Annotated in this window: 19 protein-coding genes; 4 read left to right on the top strand and 15 right to left on the bottom strand. The window is 71.2% G+C overall.

Features of this window, described 5'->3' with window-relative positions:
- Positions 1-64: 64 nt before the first annotated feature.
- The 8 genes from tsaD to alr all read right to left on the bottom strand — a co-directional run bounded on the left by tsaD (position 65) and on the right by alr (position 7,478).
- The gene (gene tsaD, locus QSJ40_RS02745; protein WP_285728532.1) at positions 65-1,192 is read right to left on the bottom strand and encodes a tRNA (adenosine(37)-N6)-threonylcarbamoyltransferase complex transferase subunit TsaD; all 1,128 of its coding nucleotides are present in this window, start codon (positions 1,190-1,192) and stop codon (positions 65-67) included.
- Positions 1,189-1,755 (bottom strand): ribosomal protein S18-alanine N-acetyltransferase, encoded by a 567-nt coding sequence (gene rimI / locus QSJ40_RS02740; RefSeq protein WP_285728530.1) that lies wholly within the window; start codon positions 1,753-1,755, stop codon positions 1,189-1,191. The genes tsaD and rimI overlap by 4 nt, the downstream gene beginning before the upstream one ends.
- Positions 1,752-2,501: a tRNA (adenosine(37)-N6)-threonylcarbamoyltransferase complex dimerization subunit type 1 TsaB gene (gene tsaB, locus QSJ40_RS02735; protein WP_285728528.1), complete on the bottom strand. Its 750-nt coding sequence runs from the start codon at positions 2,499-2,501 to the stop codon at positions 1,752-1,754. The genes rimI and tsaB overlap by 4 nt, the downstream gene beginning before the upstream one ends.
- 34 nt (positions 2,502-2,535) lie before the next feature.
- Positions 2,536-3,375 (bottom strand): polysaccharide lyase family protein, encoded by an 840-nt coding sequence (locus QSJ40_RS02730; protein WP_285728526.1) that lies wholly within the window; start codon positions 3,373-3,375, stop codon positions 2,536-2,538.
- A complete protein-coding gene (locus tag QSJ40_RS02725; protein ID WP_285728524.1) occupies positions 3,372-4,937 on the bottom strand; it encodes an alkaline phosphatase D family protein in 1,566 nt (521 codons plus the stop codon). The genes QSJ40_RS02730 and QSJ40_RS02725 overlap by 4 nt, the downstream gene beginning before the upstream one ends.
- Before the next feature lie 141 nt (positions 4,938-5,078).
- On the bottom strand, positions 5,079-5,552 hold the full coding sequence (locus tag QSJ40_RS12770; protein WP_352155925.1) for a zinc-binding metallopeptidase family protein: 474 nt from the start codon (positions 5,550-5,552) through the stop codon (positions 5,079-5,081).
- 131 nt (positions 5,553-5,683) lie between these two features.
- On the bottom strand, positions 5,684-6,283 hold the full coding sequence (gene tsaE / locus QSJ40_RS02715) for a tRNA (adenosine(37)-N6)-threonylcarbamoyltransferase complex ATPase subunit type 1 TsaE (RefSeq protein WP_285728520.1): 600 nt from the start codon (positions 6,281-6,283) through the stop codon (positions 5,684-5,686).
- Complete coding sequence (gene alr / locus QSJ40_RS02710) at positions 6,276-7,478, bottom strand: alanine racemase (protein WP_502875238.1); 1,203 nt, start codon at positions 7,476-7,478, stop codon at positions 6,276-6,278. Before alr ends, tsaE begins: the two co-directional genes overlap by 8 nt.
- A gap of 159 nt (positions 7,479-7,637) precedes the next feature.
- Here alr and QSJ40_RS02705 point away from each other — a divergent pair, with 159 nt between their 5' ends.
- Positions 7,638-9,776 carry a phosphatase gene (locus tag QSJ40_RS02705; RefSeq protein WP_285728516.1) on the top strand — a complete coding sequence of 713 codons (2,139 nt, stop codon included), beginning with the start codon at positions 7,638-7,640 and terminating at the stop codon, positions 9,774-9,776.
- 114 nt (positions 9,777-9,890) lie between these two features.
- Here QSJ40_RS02705 and mgrA read toward each other — a convergent pair whose 3' ends face one another.
- The 6 genes from mgrA to QSJ40_RS02675 form a co-directional block, all read right to left on the bottom strand.
- On the bottom strand, positions 9,891-10,991 hold the full coding sequence (gene mgrA, locus QSJ40_RS02700) for an L-glyceraldehyde 3-phosphate reductase (RefSeq protein WP_053447809.1): 1,101 nt from the start codon (positions 10,989-10,991) through the stop codon (positions 9,891-9,893).
- 133 nt (positions 10,992-11,124) lie between these two features.
- Positions 11,125-13,005 carry a malto-oligosyltrehalose trehalohydrolase gene (gene treZ, locus QSJ40_RS02695; RefSeq protein ID WP_285728514.1) on the bottom strand — a complete coding sequence of 627 codons (1,881 nt, stop codon included), beginning with the start codon at positions 13,003-13,005 and terminating at the stop codon, positions 11,125-11,127.
- Between the two features lie 80 nt (positions 13,006-13,085).
- Positions 13,086-15,557: a malto-oligosyltrehalose synthase gene (gene treY, locus QSJ40_RS02690; protein WP_285728512.1), complete on the bottom strand. Its 2,472-nt coding sequence runs from the start codon at positions 15,555-15,557 to the stop codon at positions 13,086-13,088.
- Positions 15,558-15,681: 124 nt separating this feature from the next.
- Positions 15,682-17,877: a glycogen debranching protein GlgX gene (gene glgX, locus QSJ40_RS02685; RefSeq protein WP_053447812.1), complete on the bottom strand. Its 2,196-nt coding sequence runs from the start codon at positions 17,875-17,877 to the stop codon at positions 15,682-15,684.
- A gap of 160 nt (positions 17,878-18,037) precedes the next feature.
- Positions 18,038-19,750, bottom strand: a complete 1,713-nt coding sequence (locus QSJ40_RS02680; protein WP_285728508.1) for an NAD(P)H-hydrate epimerase — start codon at positions 19,748-19,750, stop codon at positions 18,038-18,040.
- Positions 19,750-20,163, bottom strand: coding sequence for a holo-ACP synthase (locus QSJ40_RS02675; RefSeq protein WP_024289944.1), 414 nt, complete (start codon positions 20,161-20,163; stop codon positions 19,750-19,752). Before QSJ40_RS02675 ends, QSJ40_RS02680 begins: the two co-directional genes overlap by 1 nt.
- Positions 20,164-20,266: 103 nt before the next feature.
- Between QSJ40_RS02675 and coaA the strand changes: the two genes are divergently transcribed.
- From coaA to mscL, 3 genes are all read left to right on the top strand, one after another.
- Positions 20,267-21,223, top strand: coding sequence for a type I pantothenate kinase (coaA, locus tag QSJ40_RS02670; protein ID WP_285728506.1), 957 nt, complete (start codon positions 20,267-20,269; stop codon positions 21,221-21,223).
- 45 nt (positions 21,224-21,268) lie between these two features.
- Positions 21,269-22,021: a M15 family metallopeptidase gene (locus QSJ40_RS02665; RefSeq protein WP_006213474.1), complete on the top strand. Its 753-nt coding sequence runs from the start codon at positions 21,269-21,271 to the stop codon at positions 22,019-22,021.
- A 119-nt stretch (positions 22,022-22,140) separates the two neighbouring features.
- Positions 22,141-22,581 carry a large conductance mechanosensitive channel protein MscL gene (gene mscL / locus QSJ40_RS02660; RefSeq protein WP_051452684.1) on the top strand — a complete coding sequence of 147 codons (441 nt, stop codon included), beginning with the start codon at positions 22,141-22,143 and terminating at the stop codon, positions 22,579-22,581.
- A 229-nt stretch (positions 22,582-22,810) separates the two neighbouring features.
- On the opposite strand, the gene glmM is transcribed toward mscL, so the two are convergent.
- Positions 22,811-24,163 carry a phosphoglucosamine mutase gene (glmM, locus tag QSJ40_RS02655; protein WP_285728498.1) on the bottom strand — a complete coding sequence of 451 codons (1,353 nt, stop codon included), beginning with the start codon at positions 24,161-24,163 and terminating at the stop codon, positions 22,811-22,813.
- Positions 24,164-24,312: the final 149 nt, after the last annotated feature.

Here is a 24,312-nt window from a genome sequence, read left to right as displayed (position 1 = left end):
CTCCCGCACGACGACGGCGCCCGAGCTCTCCCGACAGGGAGGGCTCGGGCGCCGTCGGTCCTGCTCAGGCCTGCAGCGCGGCTGCGGGCATGGACACCGTGGCCACGGGCAGCCCGGGATCGGCGGTGAACTCGAGCCCGGTCGGCTGCGCCCCCACCGAGACCAGCCGCGAGCCCAGAGCCGCCACCATGGCGCCGTTGTCCGTGCACAGGCTCAGCGGCGGAACCACCAGGCGTATGCCGTTCTCGGTGCAGCGCTGGGCGGCCAGGGCGCGAAGTCGCGAGTTCGCCGCCACTCCCCCGCCCAGCAGCAGGGTGGACAGCCCATGCTCGTGCGCAGCCAGCATGGCCTTGGACGTGATGACATCGGCCACCGATTCCTGGAAGGAGGCGGCCACATCAGCGACCGGGACCTCCTGGCCCTCGGCCTCGAAGGCCTCGACCACCCGGGCCACCGCGGTCTTGAGGCCGGAGAACGAGAAGTCATAGCGGTGCGGGCCAGGCGCCTCCGCGCTGCCCATGTACTTGCCGGCGGCCAGACCGCGCGGAAAGCGGAAGGCCTTCGGATCCCCCTCGGCGGCCGCGCGGTCGATCACGGGGCCGCCCGGGTATCCGAGTCCGAGCAGGCGGGCGACCTTGTCGTAGGCCTCTCCGGCGGCGTCATCGATGGTCGAGCCGAGCATCTCGACGTCCTCGGCGATCTCCCGCACGGCCAGGATCTCGGTGTGCCCGCCGGAGACCAGCAGCGCACCCAGACCGGGCACCAGGGAGCCGTCCTCCGCGATCAGGGTCGGGGCGCCGTCGTCGTCGGGATCCAGCAGGCCCACCGAGACGTGGGCGACCAGGTGGTTCACGGCGTACAGCGGCTTGCCCGTGGCCAGTGCGAGCGCCTTGGCGGCAGAGACGCCCACCATGAGGGCACCGGCCAGACCGGGGCCTGCGGTCACGGCGATCGCATCGAGATCCTGCAGGCGCACCCCTGCGGTGCGCAGCGCCTCCTCGATCGTGGGCGTCATGGCCTCCAGGTGGGCGCGGGCGGCGATCTCGGGAATGACCCCGCCGAAGACGGCATGCTGGTCCATCGAGGAGGCCACGGCATTGGCCAGCAGGCGCCGCCCGCGCACGATGCCCACGCCGGTCTCATCGCACGAGGTCTCGATGCCCAGGACCAGGGGGCTGTCGGTCGTGGTCATCGCGGGTCCTCCCGGGGGTCGTCGTGGGGTGCGGCGGACAGGTCCATGTGGCTCGTCAGGTCGGTCGTGCTCGGCGGGCGCCGAGTGCCGACTGCCTCGGAAGCACCTCCGTCGGCGCTCAGCGGGGCGAGCATGATCACCGCGGTCTCCCCGTCCGGGTAGTAGCGCGGGCGCTGGGCGATCTCCGTGTAGCCGAAGCGCCGGTAGAGCGACTGCGCCGTCTCGTTGGACTCGCGCACCTCCAGCAGGACCTCCTGCGCACCGCGCCGACTCGCGATCTCGTGCAGCGCCTGCAGCAGGGCCGAGCCCAGGCCGCGCCCGCGCAGCTGCGGGATCACCGCGATGTTCTGCACGTCGGCGGTTTCTGCCACCACCATCACGCCGGCGTATCCCACGATCCGCTCGTCCTGGACCGCCACCAGGTAGCGGCGGGTCTCATGCGAGATCTCGGCGGCGAGCATGTCCTCGGACCAGGCGTCGCCGGGGAACAGCTCCCGCTCCAGGCGGTGCAGTGCGACGACGTCCTCGAGCGCCGCCGTGCGCAGCTGCCACGGCCCGCTCATGCTCCGGCCTTCTTCCGAGGCCCGGGCACCTTGGCGTCCGACTCGCGCAGGTACAGCGGAGCAAGGTCCTGCGAGAGCTCTTGGCCCGCGGCCAGCGCCTCGGCGGCGGCCATCCCCAGCGACGCCGCGCTCGCCTGCCACTGCGACGGCGCCTGCTGCGGCCCGCCCGGCACCGGCTCGACGACGGCCTGCGGCAGCTGCTCGGCGTAGAGGCCGGCACCGCGGCCGTAGACCGGCAGCTCGGGCAGCTCCTGGGCAGGACCGACGCGAGGCCCGTCGACCAGCAGTGGCGCCCCCGTGCCCTGCAGCCGGCACTGCGCCCAGTAGACCTCGCGGCGCCGGGCGTCGGCGGCCACGACGAAGGACGACGGCGGCTGCGGAAGCGCCGCGACGTCTAGGGCCAGAGCGGCCAGGCTCGTCATGCCCCAGACCGGCAGGTCCCAGGCGAATCCGAGCACCCGTGCTGTGACCAGGCCCGCGCGCAGGCCGGTGAAGGGCCCGGGGCCGGTGCCCACCAGGATGCCGGACAGGTCCTCGGGCGCCGTCCCGGACCGCTGCAGGACGTCCTGGACTGCCGGGGTCAGGACCTCCGCGTGGCTGCGGGTGTCCTCGGTCGACCACTCGGCCAGCACCCGAGCCTTCCCGGGCGAGGCGCCGTGGTCGCCGGAAGGGGGTCCTGGATCGTCGTCGATCTGCAGGAGCGCGACGGAGGCGGCGGAGGAGGAGTCGAGGCACAGCAGAAGCACCGGGTCAGTCTAAGCCGCCGCCTCACGTCCCCGCTCAGCGCGCGAACAGGCCCAGAGCGTCCCAGGCCACCCAGCCGCCCTCGGCGAGGACGAACTCGACGGTGTTCTCACCGGCGCGCAGGGCCCCGGCCGGGAGCTCGAGCTCGTGGCGCGAGCGCTTGAGCGGCGAGCCGGTCGCCGTGGCATCGCCCTGCCGCGAGCCCTTGTTCGACCCCCGCGGCAGCTCGATGCCGCGCACCGGCGTCCCGTTGACGGCGATGTCCAGCCTCCCGCCCAGCGAGGTCGTGTCCACGAGCCACAGCGCCAGATCAGTCGTGCCCGGGGCCTCGTCGAGCTCCACGACCCAGCGGGCCCGATAGGACTTCCGGCCCGCCCAGGCGTCGCCGGGGCCGGGCAGCAGGTACGGCCAGGCCTGACGGGGCTCGTCGTCGCCCTGGCGGAACTCGATGAGCGCCTGCGGGTAGGCCTTCGGGATCTTCGCGTAGTCCTTCGGGGCGAACTGCAGCTCGTGGGTCCTCCCGTCGAAGGAGCCGATCGCGGCCAGCTCCGTGCCGGTCTCGGTGACCGAGGCCTGCGAGGCTGCGATCAGCGGCCGGCTGGACAGGGACAGGCGCCCCGCATCGCTCACGGCGATGACCGTGAGGCTGTGCTGCTCCCCAGCGGGGTCCAGCCCGTCCAGCACGAAGCGCGGGAAGACGGTCCGGCCCACCAGGTGCTCCGGGTCCGGCTCACGCCCCCTGCCCCGGGGCGCTCCCGAGTAGATCCGGTAGTGATCGATCAGCGGCTCCCAGGGCAGCGCCTGCCACCGCAGCTCGAGGCGGCCGATCCCCGCCTCGGCCTCGAGGCCCTGGACGGTCTGCGGGCGAGGGCTCATGCTCGGTCCTCTCCGGCCGGGGCGAGTCCCGGCTCTCCTGCTCGGGTGCTGAAGCGCGCCGAGAGCTCCTTGGGCGCTGTGTCATCGGCCTCGATCCAGGGCACGACCCAGAAGCTCGAGGTCATCTCCTGCGGGGTCAGCCGGACGTGGACGTAGCCGCGGCGCCCGTCGTAGTGGCGCACGTAGGGGTGGCGGGTCCAGTCCGCGGTGTAGGCATCGGTCTCGGATCCGTCCCCGTCGGAGGCCACCGACGTGCAGACCAGCTCGACGCCGATCGTCTCGGAGGACGGATCCGCGAAGTCGTTTTTGAGCTCGGCGGCCACGTGCTTGTGGATATCACCGGTGAGCATGACCGGGTTGGAGACCTCGGACATGGCCGCCATCAGGCGTCGGCGGGCTGCCGGATAGCCGTCCCACATGTCGGTGCGGTCCTCGGAGACGGCCGTGAGCACGACCCCGTTGGCCAGCACGTCCCAGGTCGCAGTGCTCTGCGACAGGCGGCCCTCGATCCAGGACTCCTGCTGGGCTCCCAGGATCGTTCGCTGCTCCCGGTTCTGCTCCTGGGCATCGGCAGGCTCCGGATCGCGGAACTGCCGCGAGTCCAGGAGGCTGAAGCGCGCCAGCGTGCCCACGTCGAAGCCGCTCGTGATGTCCGCGTCCGGGCCGGTGGGCAGGGCCTCGAGGTCCAGGGGCATGTTCTCGTAGAACGCCCGGTAGGCCACCGCGATCTGATGCTCGAAGTCCTCCGGGGACACGTCCTTGCCGGAGACCGCCGCGGCGTAGTTGTTCTGGACCTCGTGATCGTCCCACACCGCCACGGCCGCCGCCCGTGCATGCACGGCCTGCAGGTGCGCATCCGACTTGAAGAGGCTGTAGCGCAGCCGGTACTGCTCGAGGGTCTCGATCTCCACCTCGTGCGCCGGCGCGACGCTCGCGCCCTGGCGCCACAGGTTGTCCGCTGTGATCCCGTACTCGTAGATGTAGTCCCCCACGAAGACCACGAGGTCCAGGTCCTCCTCCTGGGCCAGGTGGCGGTGCGCGGTGAAGTGCCCGTGGTACCAGGCCTGGCAGGAGACCAGGCCGAAGGAGAACGCGTCGGTCTGCTGTCCCGGGGCCGGCAGGGTCCGGAACCGCCCCACCGGGCTGACCACCTGGCCGGATCGGAACCGGTACCAGTACTGCGTGTCCGGAGCCAGCCCCTCCACGCGAGGATGCACGGAATGCGCCAGCTCGGGCTGGGCCAGGGCATTGCCCCGCCGCTCCACGCGGGTGAACTCCGGGTCCCGGGAGACTTCCCAGCGCACCGGCGCCGGCCGCAGCGGCATCCCTCCGTGCCCGTCCTCGGCCAGTGGGTCCGGGGCCAGACGCGTCCACAACACGGCGCCGTCGGGGCGCGGTGCGCCGCTGGCGACTCCCAGCCCGAACGTCGCCCCGGCTGCCTCCCCGGACTCGCTCGCCTCGGCAGGGGCGCTGATGCCCAGGGCGAGCGCGGTGCCGGTCAGGCCTCCGAGCTCCAGGAGCCGTCGTCGGTTCAGGGTGTGCGGGGCCGTGGTGGGTGACATGGGTCCCTTCATGGGGAGCGGGTTGCGGGGGAAGGCCCCACCGTCCCCGCCTCAGGTTTCCCGTACCCGAACTGGCGCTGAATGCCCCTGGACCTGCCGGTCACGAGTGGTTGAAGACGTCGACGCATCGGCTGGGGCCGATCAGATCGTGCGGGTCCCCGGGCCGTCCGCGCCTGCGCAGTGCCGTCGGCCGATCAGAGATTCCTCCACCCGGACGCTCGAGGCCGCACCTTCGCAGTCCCTCAGTGCTGAGGGACTGCGAAGCTGGGCCCTCGTCTGAGAGCGGGTCAGCCCAGCCAGGCCAGCGCGGCCGTCCTCGTCGGTGGTCGTCTCGGTGGAGGCGTAGTCCAGCCCTGTCCTCTCCTCGACCGGCAGGGCGTCGAAGTCCGCCCGGTCCATCACCACGGGGCCCTGACCGTTGGCGAGCACGCCCACCACGCCGCCGCCGAGGCGCTGGACCTCGAAGCCGAAGACCTCCAGGCGCTCGGCGATGATGCCGCTGGTGCGGGTCTCGTGCATGGACAGCTCGGGGTGGGCGTGGAGGTCGATGTAGACCTCGCGCTGCCCTTCAAGCTGCTCCTGCACGGCGTCGAAGACGGCGGACTGATCGCTCATGGGCTTCTACTGGGGGCGGTTCCCCGACGCTGGTCGCTGCGCGCTGCCGGGGTCGCTGTGTGCTCCGACGCTACTCCCGGCCGACGACGAGGCCCGCCGGAGCACCCGCCCCGGGCACGGGCAGCGTGAGCTCAGCCCTGGCCGGCGAAGTCGTGCAGCGCTTTCGGCACACGGTCCCAGCGTGGGCCGATGCCGCGCAGCCGCAGCGTCCGCGGCTCGTCGACGGCGGCAGCTTCGTCCTCGTCGTGGTCCGCGGCGAACTCCGCCAGCACCTCCGACAGCGAGCGCTGCCCTCCCTGCGGCCGCTCGATCTCGATCTCCAGCCGAGAGTCGCTGAGCCCCTCGACTTTGCCGCGCCCCCACTCGATGACCGTCACCCACTCGGCGAGGGTCTCCTCGAGGTCGATGTCCTCGACCTGGGACGCATCGGCCAGCCGGTACGCGTCCACGTGCACGAGCCCCGGGGCGCCGGGACGGGAGCCGTGGGCGTCGTTCGGGTGGCGACGGGCCAGCACGAACGTGGGCGAGATGATCCCCTCCACCGCTCCCAGGCCGCGACCCAGGCCCTGCGTGAAGGTCGTCTTGCCGGCCCCGAGGGGGCCGTCCAGCAGGATCAGGTCACCGGCTCGCAGCTCGCGTCCCAGCCGCTCGGCCAGGCGCTGGGTCTCGATCGCCGAGCCGACCTGCACGGTGCGCTCCCAGCGCGGCGCGCTGGCCTCTGGCTCAGCCATCGGCAGGCTCTCCCTCGGCGCGGGCCTGGACCGCACGCTCCTGCGCCACGCGGTCGAAGGCCAGATCCGCACGCGTGTCCACGTGCACGCGCTGCACCCGCGGGGAAATCCGGGTGATGATCTCGTAGTCGATCGTGCCGGCCGCCTCGGACCATTCCCGCACCGACGGGACGTCCTGGCCGCCGAAGAGCACGGCCTCCGCTCCGAGCAGATGGCTCATGTCCTGGTCGGTGTGCAGATCCACGACCATCTGGTCCATGGCGATGCGCCCCACGACCGGATAGGACCGGCCTTCGATCATGACCGGCGCTCCCGTGGCCACGCGCGGCACGCCGTCGCCGTAGCCCATGGGGATCAGCGCGAGGGTGGTCGCCTCGGAGGTGCGGTAGCTCAGCCCGTAGGAGACCCCCTGGCCCGGGGGGACCCGCTTGATGTTGGCCACCGAGGTCCGCAGGGTCATGGCAGGCAGCAGCCCGAGCTCCTGGGCGCTGCGATCGGCGAACGGCGAGACGCCGTAGATCCCCACGCCGGTGCGCACGATGTCCCCGCGCATGGTCTGCGGATCCGCGAGCGCACCCGGCTGCCCGAGCGACAGGGTCGCCGGCGTGTTCGCCAGGTGGGTGAACCGCGGGGCGAGCCCCGCCTTCCGTGCCTGCCGCACGGCGGCGGCGAAGGCCTCGACCTGCTCATCGGTCTCCGGGCGCTCGGGCTCATCGGCCACGGCCAGGTGGGAGAAGATCCCGTCGACGCGCAGCGCACCGCCTCGCTCCAGCCCGCGGACGGTCTCGAGGACCTGCGGCCACTGCGACAGCGCGAAGCCGTTGCGGCCCAGGCCGGTGTCGACCTTGAGGTGGATCCGAGCCGTGCGCCCGATCCGCTGGGCCGTCGCGGCGATCTCGAAGAGCTCCGCACCGGAGACCCCCAGGGCGATGTCCCGCTGCAGCGCAGTCTCGAAGTCGGTGTCCGCGGTGTGCAGCCAAGCCAGGATCGGGGCGCGGATCCCGGCCTCGCGCAGCTCGAGGGCCTCGCGCACATGCGCCACGCCCAACCCGTGCGCTCCAGCGGCCAGCGCTGCACGGGCCACCGGCACCGCGCCGTGGCCGTAGGCGTCAGACTTCACCACGGCCATCAGGGCAGCCGGATGGGCGAGCTCGGCCAGCAGCCGCACGTTGTGGCGGATCGCGGCGAGGTCCACGACGGCGCTGCGCTCGGCAGCCGCGCCTGGGCGATGGACATCCTGCGCGACGAAAGCCGCGGCAGGCGGCTGGCTCCGGGGGTCGGGGGCATGGGTATCGATGCTCACCGGACCATTGTGGCACCGTAGTCGCGCGCCCAGCGGCCCTAGAGTGTTCGCGTGCTCACCTCCGAAGATCCCTGCGCCGCTCCGACCGGTCCGTCGCAGAAGTGCCTGCGCATTGCGATGCTGTGCCTGCACACCTCTCCCCTGCGCCAGCCCGGCCAGGGAGATGCGGGCGGGATGAATGTCTACGTACGGCACCTGGCGAGTGAGCTGGCCCGGCTCGGCCATGCGGTGGACCTGATCACCCTGTGGCGCGACAGCGAGCACCCCGGGCAGGTCCGACCGGTGGAGACCGTCACGGCCCAGGCCGTCGGCGAGCCTCCGGGGCTGCGGCTGGTGAGCGTGACTCTGCCCGAGACCGCGAGCGCAACCAAGGACGAGCTGCCGCCGCACCTGCCCGCCGTCGCCGCGGCTCTGCGGGCCGCCCCTGCGCAGCTGCTGCCCCGCCCAGATGTCCTCCACGGGCACTACTGGCTCTCCGGGGAAGTCGGCCGGGATCTGGCGCAGGACTGGGGCATCCCGCTCGCGCTGACCCTGCACACCAGTGCCCGCGGCAAGAATGCGCAGGCGGCCGCGGGGGAGTCCCTCGAGCCGGAGGTCCGCGAGCGCGCCGAGCAGCGCCTGATCCGCGAGACCTCGGCCCTGGTGGTCAACACCGCCGCCGAGGCCGAGCAGATGCGCGAGCTCTACGACGCCGACCCCGCCCGGACCCACGTGATCGCCCCGGGCGTGGACCTCGAGGTGTTCCGCCCGGACGGCCCGCAGCCTCCCGACGCTCCGTCCTCTGAGCCGCAGTCCGCTGCCCGCCAGGACCACGAGCCGGTGATCGGCTTCGCGGGGCGCCTACAGCCGCTCAAGGGCCCGCAGATCCTCCTGGAGGCGATGGGCCTGCTGGCCGCCGATCCGAAGGCCCCGGTTCCCCGCCTGCTGCTGGCAGGTGTGGGCGACAACGCCTTCACCGACTCCCTGCACCAGCAGGCCCGGACTCTGGGCATCGAGGACCGGATCGAGTGGCTCGGCTCGCTGCCCGTGACCGAGCTGGCCGCCGCCATGCGCCGGGCGGATCTCTGGGCGGTGCCGTCGTCGTCGGAGACCTTCGGCCTGGTGGCCCTGGAGGCCCAGGCCTGCGGGACCCCGGTGCTCGCCTCGGATGCCGGCGGGCTGCGCTCAGCGCTCGACGACGGCCGCACCGGCTGGCTCGTCGGTCAGCGCACCCCGCAGGCGTGGGCCGAGGCGCTGCGGTCGACCTTGGGAGATCCCGTGGAGCTGGCTCGGCGTGGCCGTGCCGCCGCCGAGCGCGCCCGCGGCTTCTCCTGGGCGGCCACAGCACGGGCCCACGTCGAGCAGGTCTATGCCCCGTCGCAGAGGGGGATCACGCCCGGACCTACAGTGGCAGCCATGACGACTTCAGCGCTGAGCCCCCAGGACCTGGCAGATCACCTCGACCGATTCCACGCGACCGGCCCGGTGGCCACGCCCCGGCAGGCCAATCTGGCGAACATCCAGGGCTTCCTGGACTCCTCCGAGCACCAGTACATGGGCGTCACCCCGACTCCGGGCACCACGTACGACGATGTCTTCCGCCTCATGGTCGAGCGCGTCGGCATCAGCGCCGACCCGTCCTTCACCGAGGGCGTGGACACGATCAGCGCCCAGCTGTGCGTGGCCGCGCTCAAGCGATACGGGGACGTGCTCGCCGATGCTGTGCGCCCCGGCGCCACGATCTTCTTCGCCACGGCTCACCCCGCGGCCCTGCCGCCGATCTACTCCCGACTGGCCGCGGCCGCCCGCGCCGCCGGTGCCGAGGTGCTGCACATGCACGGCGGCATCCCGTGGGACGACGGGCAGGTGCGCCAGGTCTCGGATGTGATGATGGTCGAGCAGTACGGCGGACTGCGGCACACGCACCGCCCGGAGCCCATGGAACTGGCCCTCGATCGCCTCGCCGAGCAGGCCGGCGATCCCTCGTTCCTCCCCGATCTGGTGGTCTCCGATCACGGCATGGCAGGTGCCGCCGGCTCCCGCGGGGCGCGGGTGATCGCGATCGCCGACTGCAATGACCCTGCCCCGTTCGTGGGCGAGCAGCAGGGCCTGATCGAGGTGGTCGTGCCGATGGACGACAACATCCCGCCCGAGGCCTACGCCCCGCTGACCGACTTCGTGCTCGAGCGGGCCGGGCTGCCGATCCGCTGAGCGCTCGCCCGCAGCGCAGGGTGCGGGCACGACGAAGGGGACGCTTCCACTCGGAGGCGTCCCCTTCGTGCTGCCTAGCCGCCGACCGGCAGGCGGCCCCTCAGCGGTCCAAGCTCAGTCCTTGGTGGACTCGGTGGCCTTGGCCCAGATGTTCACCCCGGCGTCCCGAGCGAGCTCGTCGATGCGGGAGAGCTCGTCCTGGGAGAACTCGAGGTTCTCCACGGCCTTGGCGCTGTCGGCGATCTGCCGGGCCGAGGAGGCTCCCACCAGCGCGGAGGTGACCTGCCCGCCGTCCTGCGGGCGCAGGGTCCAGGCGATCGCCATCTGCGCCAGGGTCTGACCGCGCTGCTGAGCGATCTCGTTCAGCCCGCGGATGCGCTCGATGTTTTCGTCCGTGAGCCATTCGGGGTTCAGGGACTTGGAGGCCGCGGCGCGCGAGTCCTCCGGGATGCCGTTCAGGTACTTGTCCGTGAGCATGCCCTGGGCCAGCGGCGTGAACACGATCGAGCCCATACCGGCCTCCCCCAGCACCTGCACCAGGTTCTTGCCGCCGGCCGGGCCGTCCGCGTTCTCGGAGGGCTCCTCGATCCAGCGGTTGAGCAGCGAGTACGACGGCTGGTGGATGACCAGCGGCGTGCCGAGCTCGCGCATGATCTGCTGGGCCTGGGCGGTGTCGTCGGCGCTGTAGGAGGAGATGCCCACGTGCAGCGCCCGGCCCGAGCGCACGATGCGGTCCAGGGTGCGCATGGTGTCCTCGATCGGGGTCTCCGGATCCGGACGGTGGTGGTAGAAGATGTCCACCCGGTCCAGGCCCATGCGCTCGAGCGACTGATCGAGCGAGTCGATGAGGTACTTGCGCGAGCCGCCGAAGCCGTAGGGGCCCGGCCACATGTCCCAGCCGGCCTTGGATGAGATCACGATCTCTTGGCGCAGATCGGCGAAGTCCTCCTTGAGCACGCGCCCGAAGTTCAGCTCGGCCGAGCCGTTGGGCGGGCCGTAGTTGTTGGCCAGGTCGAAGTGGGTGATGCCCGAGTCGAAGGCCTGACGCAGGATCTGCTTCTGCGTGGCCATGGGCTTGTCATCGCCGAAGTTGTGCCACAGCCCCAGCGAGATCGCGGGCAGCTTCAGGCCCGAGGTCCCGAGCGTGCGGTAGGGCATGGACTCGTAGCGGTCCTCGGCGGGCGTCCAGCGGGTGTCATCTCCGTAGATCAGCATGTGCCCATCCTTCCACCGCCCGGCGACAGCGCAATGGGAGCAGCAGGACGCACCGCTTCGGAGCCGAAGCGGCCTCCGCTCCCTGGAGGAAGCGGAGGCCGCTGGATCATGGCGGACCGTCCAGCACAGCCTCTCAGGCCCTGAGCACCGCTGCGCCGCTGCCCTGGAGACGGATGGACTCCCCGGCCGGCTCCTCGGCGCCGTGGCTCCACAGCACCGACGAAGCGGCACCGCCCAGCGGCACGTCCACGGCGTCGTCGCCGAAGTTGAAGGCTGCGGACACCGGGCCGCGGTGCAGCACGAGCCAGCGGCCGTCCTCTTCGAACTCGGTGCGGATCGTCTCGAAGCCGCCGCGCAGCTCGGGGGTGCGTCGGCGCAGGTCGATCAGTTCCCGGTAGGCGGCGAGGACCTTCGCGTGATCGCCCTCCTCGCGCTCATCCCACTTCAGGATCGCCGAGTCGAAGGTCTCCTGCGCCTGGGGATCCGGGACGGAGTCCTCGTCCCATCCCATGCGCGCGAACTCGGCCTTGCGGCCGCTGCGCACGGCATCGGCCAGCTCGGGCTCCGGATGCGCGGTGAAGAACGGCCACGGGGTCGAGGCCGCCCACTCCTCGCCCTGGAAGATCATGGGCGTGTACGGCTGGGTCAGCAGCAGGGCCGCGGCCAGGATCAGGCGATCCGTGGACAGCGTCTGCGGGAAGCGGTCGCCGGTCGCCCGGTTGCCCACCTGATCGTGGTTCTGCGTGTAGGTCACGAACTGCCACGGCTTCTGCCGCTGCGGGTCGACGGGCCCCCCGTGGGAGCGGCCGCGGAAGGACGAGAACGACCCGTCGTGGAAGAACGCGCCGGTCATCGACTTGGCGAGCGCGCCCAGGGAGGCGAAGTCCTCGTAGTAGCCCTGCGACTCCCCCGACAGCGCCCAGTGCGCGCCGTGGTGCCAGTCGTCGAGCCACTGACCGTCCATGCCCAGACCGTTGCGCTGCGTGTCCTCGACCATGCGGACGTCGTTGAGGTCCGACTCCGCGATCGTGAAGGCACGACGACGGGTGCGCTGCGAGGTCTCCGCCACACGGTCCGAGATCTGCTGGAGGATGTGGCGGGCGCGGGAGTCCTTGAGCGCGTGCACGGCGTCGATGCGGAAGCCGTCGATGTGGAAGTCCTCCTGCCACATGCGCACATTGTCGAGGATGTGATCGCGCACCCCGTCGGAGCCGAAATCATCCAGGTTGATCTGCTCTCCCCACGAGGAGGCACCGGCGGTGAAGACCTCGAAGAACTCGGGCAGGTAGTTCCCGGATGGGCCCAGGTGGTTGTAGACGACGTCCAGCACGACGGCCAGGTTGCGCTCGTGGCAGGCATCCACGAAGCGCTGCAGGCCGATCGGCCCGCCGTACTCCTCCTGGGTCGTGTACCAGGCCACGCCGTCGTAGCCCCAGTTGCGCGAGCCGTTGAACCCGTTGACGGGCAGGACCTCGACGGCGTCGATGCCCAGCTCGGCGAGCGCATCCAGGTGCTGGATCGCGGCCTCGAAGGTGCCCTCCGGGGTGAAGGTGCCGATGTGCATCTCGTAGAGCACGGTGTCCTCGAGATCGGCCCCGCCCCAGTCGTGGTCGGTCCACTCGAAGTCGGCGGGGTCGTAGGTGCATGACAGCTCGTGCACGCCCTGCGGCTGGCGCATGGAGCGCGGATCCGGCAGCACGGCCGATTCGATCGTGCGCTCCTCGGGCGTGCCCGGGTCCAGGACCTTGGAGAGGATGTAGCCGTAGCGCACCGTCGTGGACGGCACGGACTCGGCGGCCTCGTCCGGCAGCGTCCACCAGCCCATGGGGCTGTGCTCGCCGGAGGCGTACTCGGGAGCCGGCTCCAGCCCGCGCGGGCTGTGCCCCGGCAGGTCGAGGGCCTTGATCATCTCGTGGTCCTGCCCGTCGATGCGCACGACGACACCCGCGGCATGCGGGGCGAAGACGTCGAAGCGATCCAGAGGGGCTCGGCCGTTTCCTGCGGAGTAGGACATGTCGTCCTCCGTTCTGCGGTGGGGAGACGATGCGTGCGCCCGCCTCGGAGAATGCTCGTTCGGTATGACGGTGGAACAGCTCAGTCGCGGACCAGCAGTGCAACAGGCAGCAGGTCGAGCACCTCCCCTACCCGCACGGTCCCGCTGAAGCTGCCGCCGGTGAGGGCATCCTTCCATTGCCCGTCGGGCAGCACCAGGTTCGTCTCGCCCCAACCGCCGGCAGCCTCCAGCCCCACGGGAAGCCGCGTCGCCAGGGTCAGCGCACCGCCGCGGTCGAAAGCGAACAGGTGTTCTGCCTGCTCGCCCTCCGCCTGCAGCGGTGCATAGTCCGAGAACAGCTCCGGGCGGTCGCGGCGCAGACGCAGCGCGCGCGAGGTCACCAGCAGCTTGGCATCGCCGGTCTCGTCCACCGCGGGCACGGAATGCTCGCGCGCCACCGAGGGATCGTCGCGGCGCTCGTCGAGGGTGGCCAATCGCTGCGCGATCTCGGCGTGGTCCACCGGGCGGCGGTTGTCCGGATCCACGAGCGCAGGAGCCCACTGCTCGGAGCCCTGGTAGACGTCCGGCACGCCGGGCACAGTGAGCTGGATCAGCTTCTGCGACAGCGCGTTCGACCAGCCCGGTGCCTGGACTCGACGCACGATGCCCTCCACCGTGCCGCGCACGGCCGGGTCCTCCAGCACCAGGTCGATCAGCCCGCTGAGATCTGCCTCGAAGGCCTCGTCGCCGTCGACCCATGCGGTCGCGGTCCCGGACTCGCGGGCGGCCTTCAGGGCGTAGTCCACGGCGCGCTCGCGGCTGATGGGCCAGGCCCCCACCATGGCCTGAAGCACCAGGTTCACCAGCGTGCGATCGGCCAGCGGACCGACGCCCCTGGCTTGGGCATCGCGCTCCACGGAGGCGAGCGCCGCGGCCCACTCCTCCCCGATCTCGGCGAGCACGCTGATCCGCGCGCGCACCGACTCCGAGCGCTTGGTGTCATGGGTGGACAGGGTCGTCATGGCCAGCGGCTCGTCGCGGTGTCGACGCGCGAACTCGTCATGGGCCTCCTGAGCGGACAGCGAGAACGACGACGGATCCCCGCCCACCTCGGTGAGCGAGGTGAGACGGGAGTAGCGGTAGAACGCACTGTCCTCCACGCCCTTGGCCATGACCATGCCGGAGGTCTGCTGGAAGCGTCGTGCCGCCGGAGTCAGCTCCGACTCGTCCTCGACCCCCAGCCCCAGGACCGGGCCCAGAGCGGTGAGCACCTCGGCCAGCTCCGGACGGGAGCCCTGCGAGGCCTCCAGCGCCTCGGCCAGGTGCTCCGAGCCCCACGGCAGGTAGGTGCGGTAGACGCCGAAGCAGCTGAGGACCTCGCTCAGGGCGTCCACCAGGGTCTCGTGCGAGACGCCCTCCAGGGCGGGCTCGACGGAGGCCTCGCGGGCCAGGCGCTCGACCTCGGCATGCAGGGACCCGTCCGTCACGGCCCGCTTGGTCCCGTGGATCATCCGCTCCCAGTCGCCCTCCTGAGCCTGCTCGGCGCTCGAGCCGGCGCGCAGGGAGGCGTCCAGAGCGGTCAGCGGGTACTCCCCGTCCGGGTCCACGAGCAGCCGGTCGATCACACCCAGGGCGTCGTAGCCCGTCGTGCCGGCCGTCAGGCCCTGCTCCAGCCATTCGCGCGGCAGCAGCTCCCCGGGCTCCAGGATCTTCTCGATCAGGGTGTAGCGCCCGCCGGTGAGCTCGGCCAGCCAGCCGAGGTACTGCGCGGGATCGCGCACCCCGTCCGGGTGATCGATGCGCAGCCCGTCCACCAGGCCCTCGTCGATCCAGCGACGGACCTCCACGTGCGAGTCCTCGAAGACCTGGCGGTCCTCGACCCTGATCCCCGCCAGGGTGGCGATCGTGAAGAAGCGGCGGTAGTTCAGGGCAGCATCCCCGCGGCGCCAGTTGACCAGCTCGTAGTTCTGCCGCTCGTGGATCATCCGGGCAGGCTCCGTGGCCCGGCCGTCGTCATCGAACGTCGCCGTGCCCTCGGCCACCGGGTAGACGTTGTCGAAGTAGGTCAGCACCGGCTGCCCGTCGCGCAGCTCGACCTCGAGCTGCTCCAGCGCCTGGTCGGCCCGACCCGGGCGCGGAGTGCCGTCCTCGTCGGCGTCGTCGCCGAGCACCGGGATCATCACCCGGTCGCCGAAGGACTCCCAGTCGACGTCGAAGGCCTGCGCGTGCTCGGAGCCGCGTCCGTCGCGCAGCAGCGACCACCACCACGGGTTCTCCGGCGGGGAGGCCACGCCCTGGTGGTTCGGCACGATGTCCACCAGCACGCCCAGGTCCAGCTCGTGCGCCGAGCGGCAGAAGCGGTCGAAGGCCTCCCTGCCCCCGCGGGCCGGGTCGACCTCGGTGGGATCGGCCACGTCGTAGCCGTGGTCCGAGCCGCCCACGGAGCGCAGGACCGGCGAGAGGTAGACCCAGTCCGCGCCGAGCGCCTGCAGGCGCTCGAGCTGCTCGGCTGCTGCGGTGAGGTCGAAGTCGGGGGTGATCTGGAGTCGGTAGGTCGAGGCGGGAATGCGCACGTGGTCTCCTCGTGTGCTGGTGCAGGAGCACCTCTCCTGCTGCGGGTCCTGGGTGGGAGGGCCGGCCCCGATCGGTCGGGACCGGCCCCAGTCTCAGGCGAGCCGGGATCACCCGGCTCGCGGCTCACTCGTCCGGCTGGGCCTGGGACGCGTAGGCGGCGACGGAGGCCGCCACCGAGGTGTCCGGCTCGTCCTCGGGCTCATCCCACTGGCGCAGCACCACCATGGACTTGGCCTTGAGCACGAACTCCGTCGAGTGTGTGAGCACCGAGCCGTTGCCGTGCTCGCCGGCGGTGTCCAGCAGCTCCTCCCACGTGGATCCGTACTCGGCGGGCGGGAGGGTGCACGTGATGTCCTCCGGGGAGGAGTTGAACCACACCAGGAAGTCGACGTCGGTGATCTGGCGACCGCGGGCGTCCTTGCCTGCGATGCCATGGCCGTTGAGCCACATCCCGAGCGTGCGGGCCAGGGGCTCGTCCCAGTCGGCCGGCGTCATGGCCGAGCCGTCCGTGCTGATCCAGGCGATGTCCGGCATGGGATCCTCGTCCGTGCGCTCGTCCATCTCGACCGGACGGCCGTCGAAGAACTGCGCGCGGCGGAACGTGGGGTGGTCCCGGCGCAGGTGGATCAGCGCGGAGGTGAACTCCACGAGCGGGGCGTCGGCGGCGTCCCAGTCGATCCAGGAGATCTCGTTGTCCTGGCAGTACGTGTTGTTGTTGCCGCCCTGGCTGCGTCCGAGCTCGTCGCCGTGCAGGAGCATGGGGGTGCCCTGGGAGAGCATCAGCGTGGCGATGAAGTTGCGCTGCTGCCGTGCGCGCAGCGACAGGACGTCGGCGTCGTCCGTGGGGCCTTCCACACCGCAGTTCCAGGAGCGGTTGTGCGACTCGCCGTCGTTGTTGTCCTCGCCGTTGGCCTCGTTGTGCTTCTCGTTGTAGGACACGAGGTCGCGCAGCGTGAAGCCGTCGTGGGCCGTGACGAAGTTGATCGAGGCGAACGGACGGCGTCCGCTGTTCTCGTACAGGTCCGCCGAGCCCGTGATGCGGGAGGCGAACTCGCCCAGGGTCGAGGGCTCGCCGCGCCAGAAGTCCCGCACGGTGTCGCGGTACATGCCGTTCCACTCGGTCCACTGCGGCGGGAAGTTGCCCACCTGGTAGCCGCCGGGGCCGACGTCCCACGGCTCGGCAATCAGCTTGACCTGGGAGACGACCGGATCCTGCTGCACGAGCTCGAAGAAGGTCGAGAGCTTGTCGACGTCGTAGAACTCGCGAGCCAGGGTCGAGGCCAGATCGAAGCGGAAGCCGTCGACGTGCATATCGGTGACCCAGTAGCGCAGCGAGTCCATCATCAGCTGCAGCGCATGGGGGTGGCGCACGTTGAGCGAGTTACCGGTGCCCGTGTAGTCCATGTAGAACTTCGGGTTGTCCTCGACGGTGCGGTAGTAGGCGTTGTTGTCCACCCCGCGCATGGACAGCGTGGGCCCCAGGTGGTTGCCCTCCGCCGTGTGGTTGTAGACCACGTCCAGGATGACCTCGATGTTCGCCCGGTGCAGGGCGCGGACCATGGCCTTGAACTCCTGGACCTGCCCGCCGAGGGTCGAGGTCGAGCAGTAGTCGTGGTGCGGGGCGAAGAACGCGATGGTGTTGTAGCCCCAGTAGTTGCGCAGGCCCTTCTCCAGCAGCGTGGAGTCCTGCACGAACTCGTGCACCGGCATGAGCTCGATCGCGGTGATGCCGAGCTTCTTCAGATGCGAGATGGTCGCCGGGTGGGCCACGCCGGCATAGGTGCCGCGCTCGTTCTCCGGGATCTCGTCGAGCTGCTGCGTGAGCCCCTTGACGTGGGCCTCGTAGATCACGGACTTGTGGTATTCGCGCTTGGGCGGGCGGTCGCCCTGCCACTCGAAGAACGGGTTGATCACCACGCCCTTCATCATCAGCTCGGCCGAGTCCTCGTCGTTGAAGGAGTCCTCGTCACCGAACTCGTAGGAGAACAGCGGCTGGCCCCACTCGCGCACGAAGCCGTCCACGGCCTTGGCGTAGGGATCCAGCAGCAGCTTGGAGGGGTTGCATCGCAGGCCCTGCGACGGGTCCCACGGGCCGTGCACGCGGTAGCCGTAGCGCTGACCGGGCTCGACGTTGGGCAGGAAGCAGTGCCAGACATAGCCGTCGACGGCCTCGACCTCGATGCGCTCCTCGGTGCCCTGGTCGTCGAACAGGCACAGCTCGACCTTCTCGGCGACCTCGGAGAACAGAGCGAAGTTGGTGCCCGTTCCGTCGAAGGTCGCCCCGAGGGGGTAAGCGGTTCCGGGCCAGACTTCGGTCACGACGATGATCTCCTGAAGGTATAGGGGTTCGGGATCCGCCGCCTGACCCTCGAGGGACGCAGACGGAAAGGCCTCCCGGTGCGTCGGCGCACTGCACCGAGCCTAGCGCAGGTGCCGACATCAGGGCCGGACGGCCCCCGTCCGTTCGCGCTCGCCCCCCTCAGCTGCCCAGATCCGCCCCGGATCCAGCGTCCCCGCGGGTCAGGGCCGCGCGGATATCCTCGGGGCGGCAGGGCTGCGGGCCCTCTCCTCCTCGCCGCGAGGCGCGCCCCTGCAGCACCACGGCCAGCGCCGCCAGCAGCGACCAGCGCCCGTCGCCTGCGAGCCGGTCGCGCAGACCGCCCCGCAGATGCTCGGGCAGCGGGCTGTCGGCCAGCCACGGGCCCAGGGCGCGCTCGAGCCGCTGCGGCTGGGCGGAGTCGTGGGCCAGCAGCGTTCCGAGCATGCCGGCCAGGCAGTCCCCGGAGCCGGCGGTGGCCAGCCACGGGCTGCCGTCTCCGGCCGTCAGGACGCAGGATGCGCCGTCCCGGTCGTCGTCCGGATCCGGCGCGCCCTCCGCGGTGCTCGGAGCCGCGACGGTCGTGGTGGCGCCCTTGAGCACGACGGTGGCCCCGGTCGCCCGGGCCGCCGTTCGCGCCCAGTGCACGGGGTCCGCCTCGATCTGCTCGCGCTCGGCAGCCGCGACGCCCTCCGGAAGCCGGTCCCAGGCCTCGCACCAGCGCAGCAGCTCGGCCAGCTCGCCTGCGTGCGGGGTGAGCACGATCCACGGCCGCAGCCGCGTGTCGGCCAGGCTGCGCCCGGCGATCTCCAGGGCTCCGGCATCGAGCACCGCAGGGATCCTGCGCTGCAGCGCTTCGGCCAGCGCCTGCTCGCAGCGCTGCTGCTGCGCCTCGTCGACGGCGCCCGGGCCCGCGATCCAGGCCTGCACATGCTCGTCGGCGGGGGCGCCATCGGAGACCACGGCCTCGGGGCTCGTCAGGTTGACCATCCTGCGCGTGGACTCATCGCCCAGGTACCGGACCATGCCGGTCCCGGCGGCCAGCGCCGAGCGCACCGTCAGCAGAGCGGCCCCCGGGTACTCCTCGGACCCGGCCACGATCCCGACGACGCCGCGGGTGTACTTGTGGTCCGAGCCGACCGGGCGCGGCCACAGCGCCTCGAGATCGCGATCCTCGAGCCGCAGGACGTCCGGGGATCGCAGGTGCGCCTCGATGCCGATCGGCACGACCTCCACACGGCCGCACAGCCGATCGCCGGGGGCGGTGAGCTGGGCCGTCTTGGCCGCGCCGAAGGTCACGGTGGAGGCGGCGGGAAGCACAGGACCCTCGAGCGCCCCGCCGTCGGCGCTGAGCCCGGAGGGGACGTCGACGGCCACGACGACGGGCCCCTGCCCCCCTGTCTCCTGCGAGCGCTGGTCGAAGGATCGCGCGAGCTCGGCCATGGCACCGCGCAGCCCGCCGGAGGCCCCGGTGCCGAGCACCGCGTCGATCACCAGGTCCGCGCCGAGCAGCAGGTCCAGGGCCTGCTCCCCGTGCTCGTCGTCCAGCGACCATGCGCTCACGACTCCGCCGGCCTGCCGCAGAGCGCGAGCGCCGTCCTCGTGCAGCGAGTCGGCCGTGGGGATCGCCGTCACCGCCACACCGGCGCCGCGCAGCGCAGCGGCCGCCCAGAGCCCGTCCCCGCCGTTGTTGCCCTTGCCCGCCAGGACCACGGCGCGGGATCCGGCGACCCGCCCCCGACGAGTGCGCAGGAGGCGCCGGCAGTGCAGCTGCAGGCCGTGCGCGGCCACCGCCATCAGCGCCGGGCCCCTGCCCTGCTCGAGCAGCGGCTGCTCGGCCGTGCGCACGGCCTCTCCCGAGAACCCCGCGCGCATCACAGCACCGCCTCGGCGTCGTCGGGGTCCGCCGAGCCGAGCGATTCCGGATCCGCTGAGCCCGTCGATTCGGCGATCACGTAGGCCATGGCCAGGCCCCCGTCGTGGGACATGCTCAGGTGCCACCGGTCGATCCCCTGACGGGCCGCCTCCCGGGCCACCGTGCCCTCGGTGCGCAGGATCGGGGCGCCCCATTCGGTCTTCTCGATCCAGCAGTGCTGCCAGATCATGCCGGGCGGCGCCTTCAGCGCCTTGGCCGCGGCCTCCTTGGCCGCGAAGCGCGCAGCCAGCGACTGCAGCGGCAGCACCCGCTCGCTGGGCACGAACAGCCGCTCGCGCAGCCTGGGCGTGCGCTCGAGCTGCCGCTCGAACCGCTGGATGTCCACCACGTCGATGCCGCTGCCGATGATCATGCGAGCCAGCCTAATCCCGGTGCGCTGCCCCGATCCTTCGCAGGAGGTCATCACGGACCGCCTGGATCGGGGCGCGCCGCCTCGGCGGACTACGATGGCGCCGATGAGCACAGCCCCCGGAATCCACCGACTGTCGCCGTTCGTCGAGCTCGACCGGCTGACGTGGTCGCGCCTGTCCGATGAGATCGAGCTGCCGCTGGATGAGGCGGAGATCGAGAGCCTGCGCGGCCTGGGAGATCATCTGGACGCCGACGAGGTGCGCGAGGTCTACCTCCCCCTGTCCCGGCTGCTCACCCTCTACGACACCGCCGCCACCGCGCTGAACAACTCGACCAATCAGTTCCTGGGCCAGGAGCACGCGCGCACCCCGTTCGTCATCGGGATCGCGGGGTCAGTGGCCGCCGGCAAGTCCACCACCGCCCGCCTGCTGCGCGAGCTCATGGCCCGGTGGCCGTCCACGCCCAACGTCCAGCTCGTGACGACCGACGGCTTCCTGCACCCCAACGCCGAGCTCGAGCGCCGGGGCCTGATGCACCGCAAGGGCTTCCCGGAGTCCTACGACCGTCGGGCGCTGCTGCGGTTCGTGGCCGACATCAAGTCCGGGGCGCTGGAGGTCCGGGCGCCCAAGTACTCGCACGTCACCTACGACATCCTCCCGGACGAGGAGGTCGTGGTCACCGCCCCGGACGTCGTGATCATCGAGGGCCTCAATGTGCTGGCCCCCGCCAAGATCGGGCCCGATGACCGCGCGGCCCTGGCCCTGAGCGACTTCTTCGACGTCTCCATCTACGTCGACGCCCGGACCCAGGACATCGAGCGCTGGTACGTGGAGCGCTTCCAGCAGCTGCGACACGGCGCCTTCGCCGACCCGGACTCCTATTTCCACCGCTATGCGAGCCTCTCCGACGAGGAGGCCGAGGAGGTCGCCACCGACATCTGGCGCCGCATCAACGAGCCGAACCTGGTCCGCAACGTCCGGCCCACCCGCGGCCGAGCGCAGCTGATCCTCTCCAAGGACTCGGACCACTCGATCCGCCGCGTCCTGCTGCGCAAGAACTGACCCCCCGAACATCCGCACCGCACCCCCGAGCATCGGAGCCCGATCATGACCACCCCCCTCCCCCGCCGCCTGGCCGCCTCCGTCACCCTGCTGGGCCTTCTGGGCCTCTCGGCATGCGGATCCGAGCAGCCGCAGGAGGACTCCAGCAGCTCCGCCGCCGCGGACTCCGCCCAGAGCGGCGGCGCGGAGGCAGAGGCTGAATCCGGTGCGGCCGCCGTGTCCGACGCCGACGTCGACACCTCCACCTCGACCGATGTGGTCGTCAACAAGGCGCGCCCTCTGGATCCGGAGGACTACGCCCCGGAGCCGCTCGAGGACATCGAGGGCCAGCAGCTGCGCGAGGACGCAGCCGGAGCCGCCCAGCAGATGCTCTCGGACATGCGAGACGAGGGCATCACCGTGAGCATCACCTCGGCCTACCGCCCCTACGACGAGCAGGTCACCACCTATCAGCACTGGGTCGACGTCAACGGCCAGGAGACCGCCGACACCATCTCGGCCCGCCCCGGGCACTCGGAGCACCAGACGGGTCTGGTCATGGACATCGCCGACGGCTCCGGCTGCGACCTGCAGGAGTGCTTCGCCGACACGGCAGCGGCCCAGTGGGCCGCCGAGCACGCGCAGGACTACGGATTCGTGCTGCGCTACCCCCAGGACGGCGAGGACGTCACGGGCTACGCCTACGAGCCCTGGCACTTCCGCTACATCGGCGAGGAGCGCGCCCAGGAGTTCGCCGACTCCGGAGCTGCCACGCTCGAGGAGTTCTACGGAACGGGCCCCGCACCGGACTACTCCTGACGCCCCAGGTCACGACGGGGTCGCGACCCGAGAGCAGTGTGACGGAAATCACCTCTGAGATCCGAGAAAAAGCTTCCCGGCAACAGGTTGACACGTCCTTCACCGCTACTGTTGCCCTCATGCTTCAGGGTTTCAAGGAATTCATCATGAAGGGCAACGTCATCGACCTTGCCGTCGCCGTCATCGTGGGCGGCGCGTTCGCCCCCGTCATCTCCACGCTCGTGGACTCGGTCATCATGCCGCTGATCTCGGGCCTGATCGGGTTCCCCAACTTCGATCAGTTCCTGGCCATCCAGGTCAACGGCACCGAGAACTACGTCCGCCTGGGCGCGTGGCTCACCGTCATCATCAACTTCCTCATCATCGCCGCGGCCCTCTACTTCGTGGTCGTCATGCCGATGAACAAGATGATCGAGCGCCGCAACCTGCGCCTCGGCATCAACCCGGACGAGGAGGAGGTCGACCCGCAGGTCGCCCTGCTCACCGAGATCCGCGACGCGCTCGTCCCGGGCGCCGGCCAGGCCGAGAGCGTCTCGCCCAAGGACACGCCGTCCGTCTGAGCCCCACAGGCTCCACCACCCCCATTCACCTCATGATCTGAGAGCACAGCGCCGGGCGGCGCTGGGAGAGAGAAGAAGGCCCCTGCCGCGACTCGCGGCAGGGGCCTTCTTCTGCGCTCGGAGCCGCTGATCAGAAGCAGGAGGAGCCCCGACGGGCGATGCCGTCGGGGCTCCTCCTCATCCTGCGTCGCCGCTTCAGTCGAGCAGGCAGCGGGTCTCAGCCGGGGCTTCAGCCCAGGGCGAGCCGCTGCCGCACGACCTCGGCCAGCGCGGCGGCCTCCTCGTCGGCCTGCTCCTGCGTGGCGGCCTCGACCATCACGCGCACCACGGGCTCGGTTCCGGAGGGACGCAGCAGCACACGGCCGGTCTCCCCCAGTCGCTTCTCCGACTCCGCCACGGCCTCCGCCACGCCCTCGTCGGTCGAGGCGGCGGAGCGGTCCACGCCCTTCACGTTCAGCAGACGCTGCGGCAGGCGGGTCATGATCGTGCCCAGCTCGGACAGCGGCAGGCCGGTCCCCGCCACCTGAGAGGCCAGCATGAGGCCGGTGAGCAGGCCGTCGCCGGTCGTGGCCCAGTCCGCCATGATCACGTGACCGGACTGCTCGCCGCCCAGGTTGAAGCCGTGCTCGACCATGGCCTCGAGGACGTAGCGGTCCCCGACCTTGGTCTCGACGATCCGGATGCCGCGCTCTTGCAGTGCGAGCTTGAGCCCCAGGTTGGACATCACCGTCACCACCAGGGTGTCGTCCTTCAGGCGCCCGGCCTGGTGCATGGCCACCGCCAGGATGCCCATGATCTGGTCGCCGTCGATCTCCTGCCCCTGGGCGTCCACGGCCAGGCAGCGATCGGCGTCGCCGTCATGGGCGATGCCGAGGTCCGCCCCGTGGGCCACGACGGCCTCCTTCAGCGGCCCCAGGTGGGTCGAGCCCACGCCGTCGTTGATGTTGAGGCCGTCGGGCTGGGCGCCGATCACGACCAGCTCGGCCCCGGCATCGCGGAACGCGTCCGGAGACGGACCGGAGGCGGCGCCGTGGGCGCAGTCCAGAACGATCTTCAGCCCCTCGAGGCGGTGCGGGATGGCCGCGACCAGGTGCATCACGTAGCGGTCCTCGGCGTCGGTGAGGGTGCGGATGCGTCCCACCCCGGCGCCGGTGGGCCGACGGAAGTCCTTGGCGTCGTAGACGGCCTGGATCCGGTCCTCCACAGCGTCCGGCAGCTTCTTGCCGCCGGCGGCCAGGAACTTGATCCCGTTGTCCGGGGCCGGGTTGTGCGAGGCGGAGATCATCACGCCGAAGTCCGCCTCGGTGTCGCCCACCAGGTAGGCCAGCGCCGGGGTCGGCACGGTGCCGGCGTCCTCGACGTCGACGCCTGAGGCAGCGAGCCCGGCGGCTACGGCCGCACCCAGGAACTCACCCGAGGCTCGGCCGTCCCGGGCGAGCACAGCCCTGGGACGGCGGCCATCAGCCGCATGGTCGTGGCCCAGCACGATGGCCGCTGCCTGAGAGAGGTCCAGCGCCATGTCTGCCGTGAGCAGCTCATTGGCCAGACCGCGTACGCCGTCGGTTCCGAAGATTCGTGTCATCGATCCAACATCCTAGGCCCGTGGGCCGCGCTGACGCATTCCATCCACCACATGCGGGGTCGTGGCTCGGCCGGACACTGGGCCCGGGTCTCGCCGCCGACGAGTCGCAGCGGCACGGACAGCCGCCGAGGAGTCCCGTCGCAGGCGCC

The organism is Kocuria sp. NBRC 114282, assembly GCF_030268385.1.
GTDB lineage: Bacteria > Actinomycetota > Actinomycetes > Actinomycetales > Micrococcaceae > Kocuria > Kocuria palustris.
This window is presented reverse-complemented; position numbering and strand designations above follow the sequence as displayed.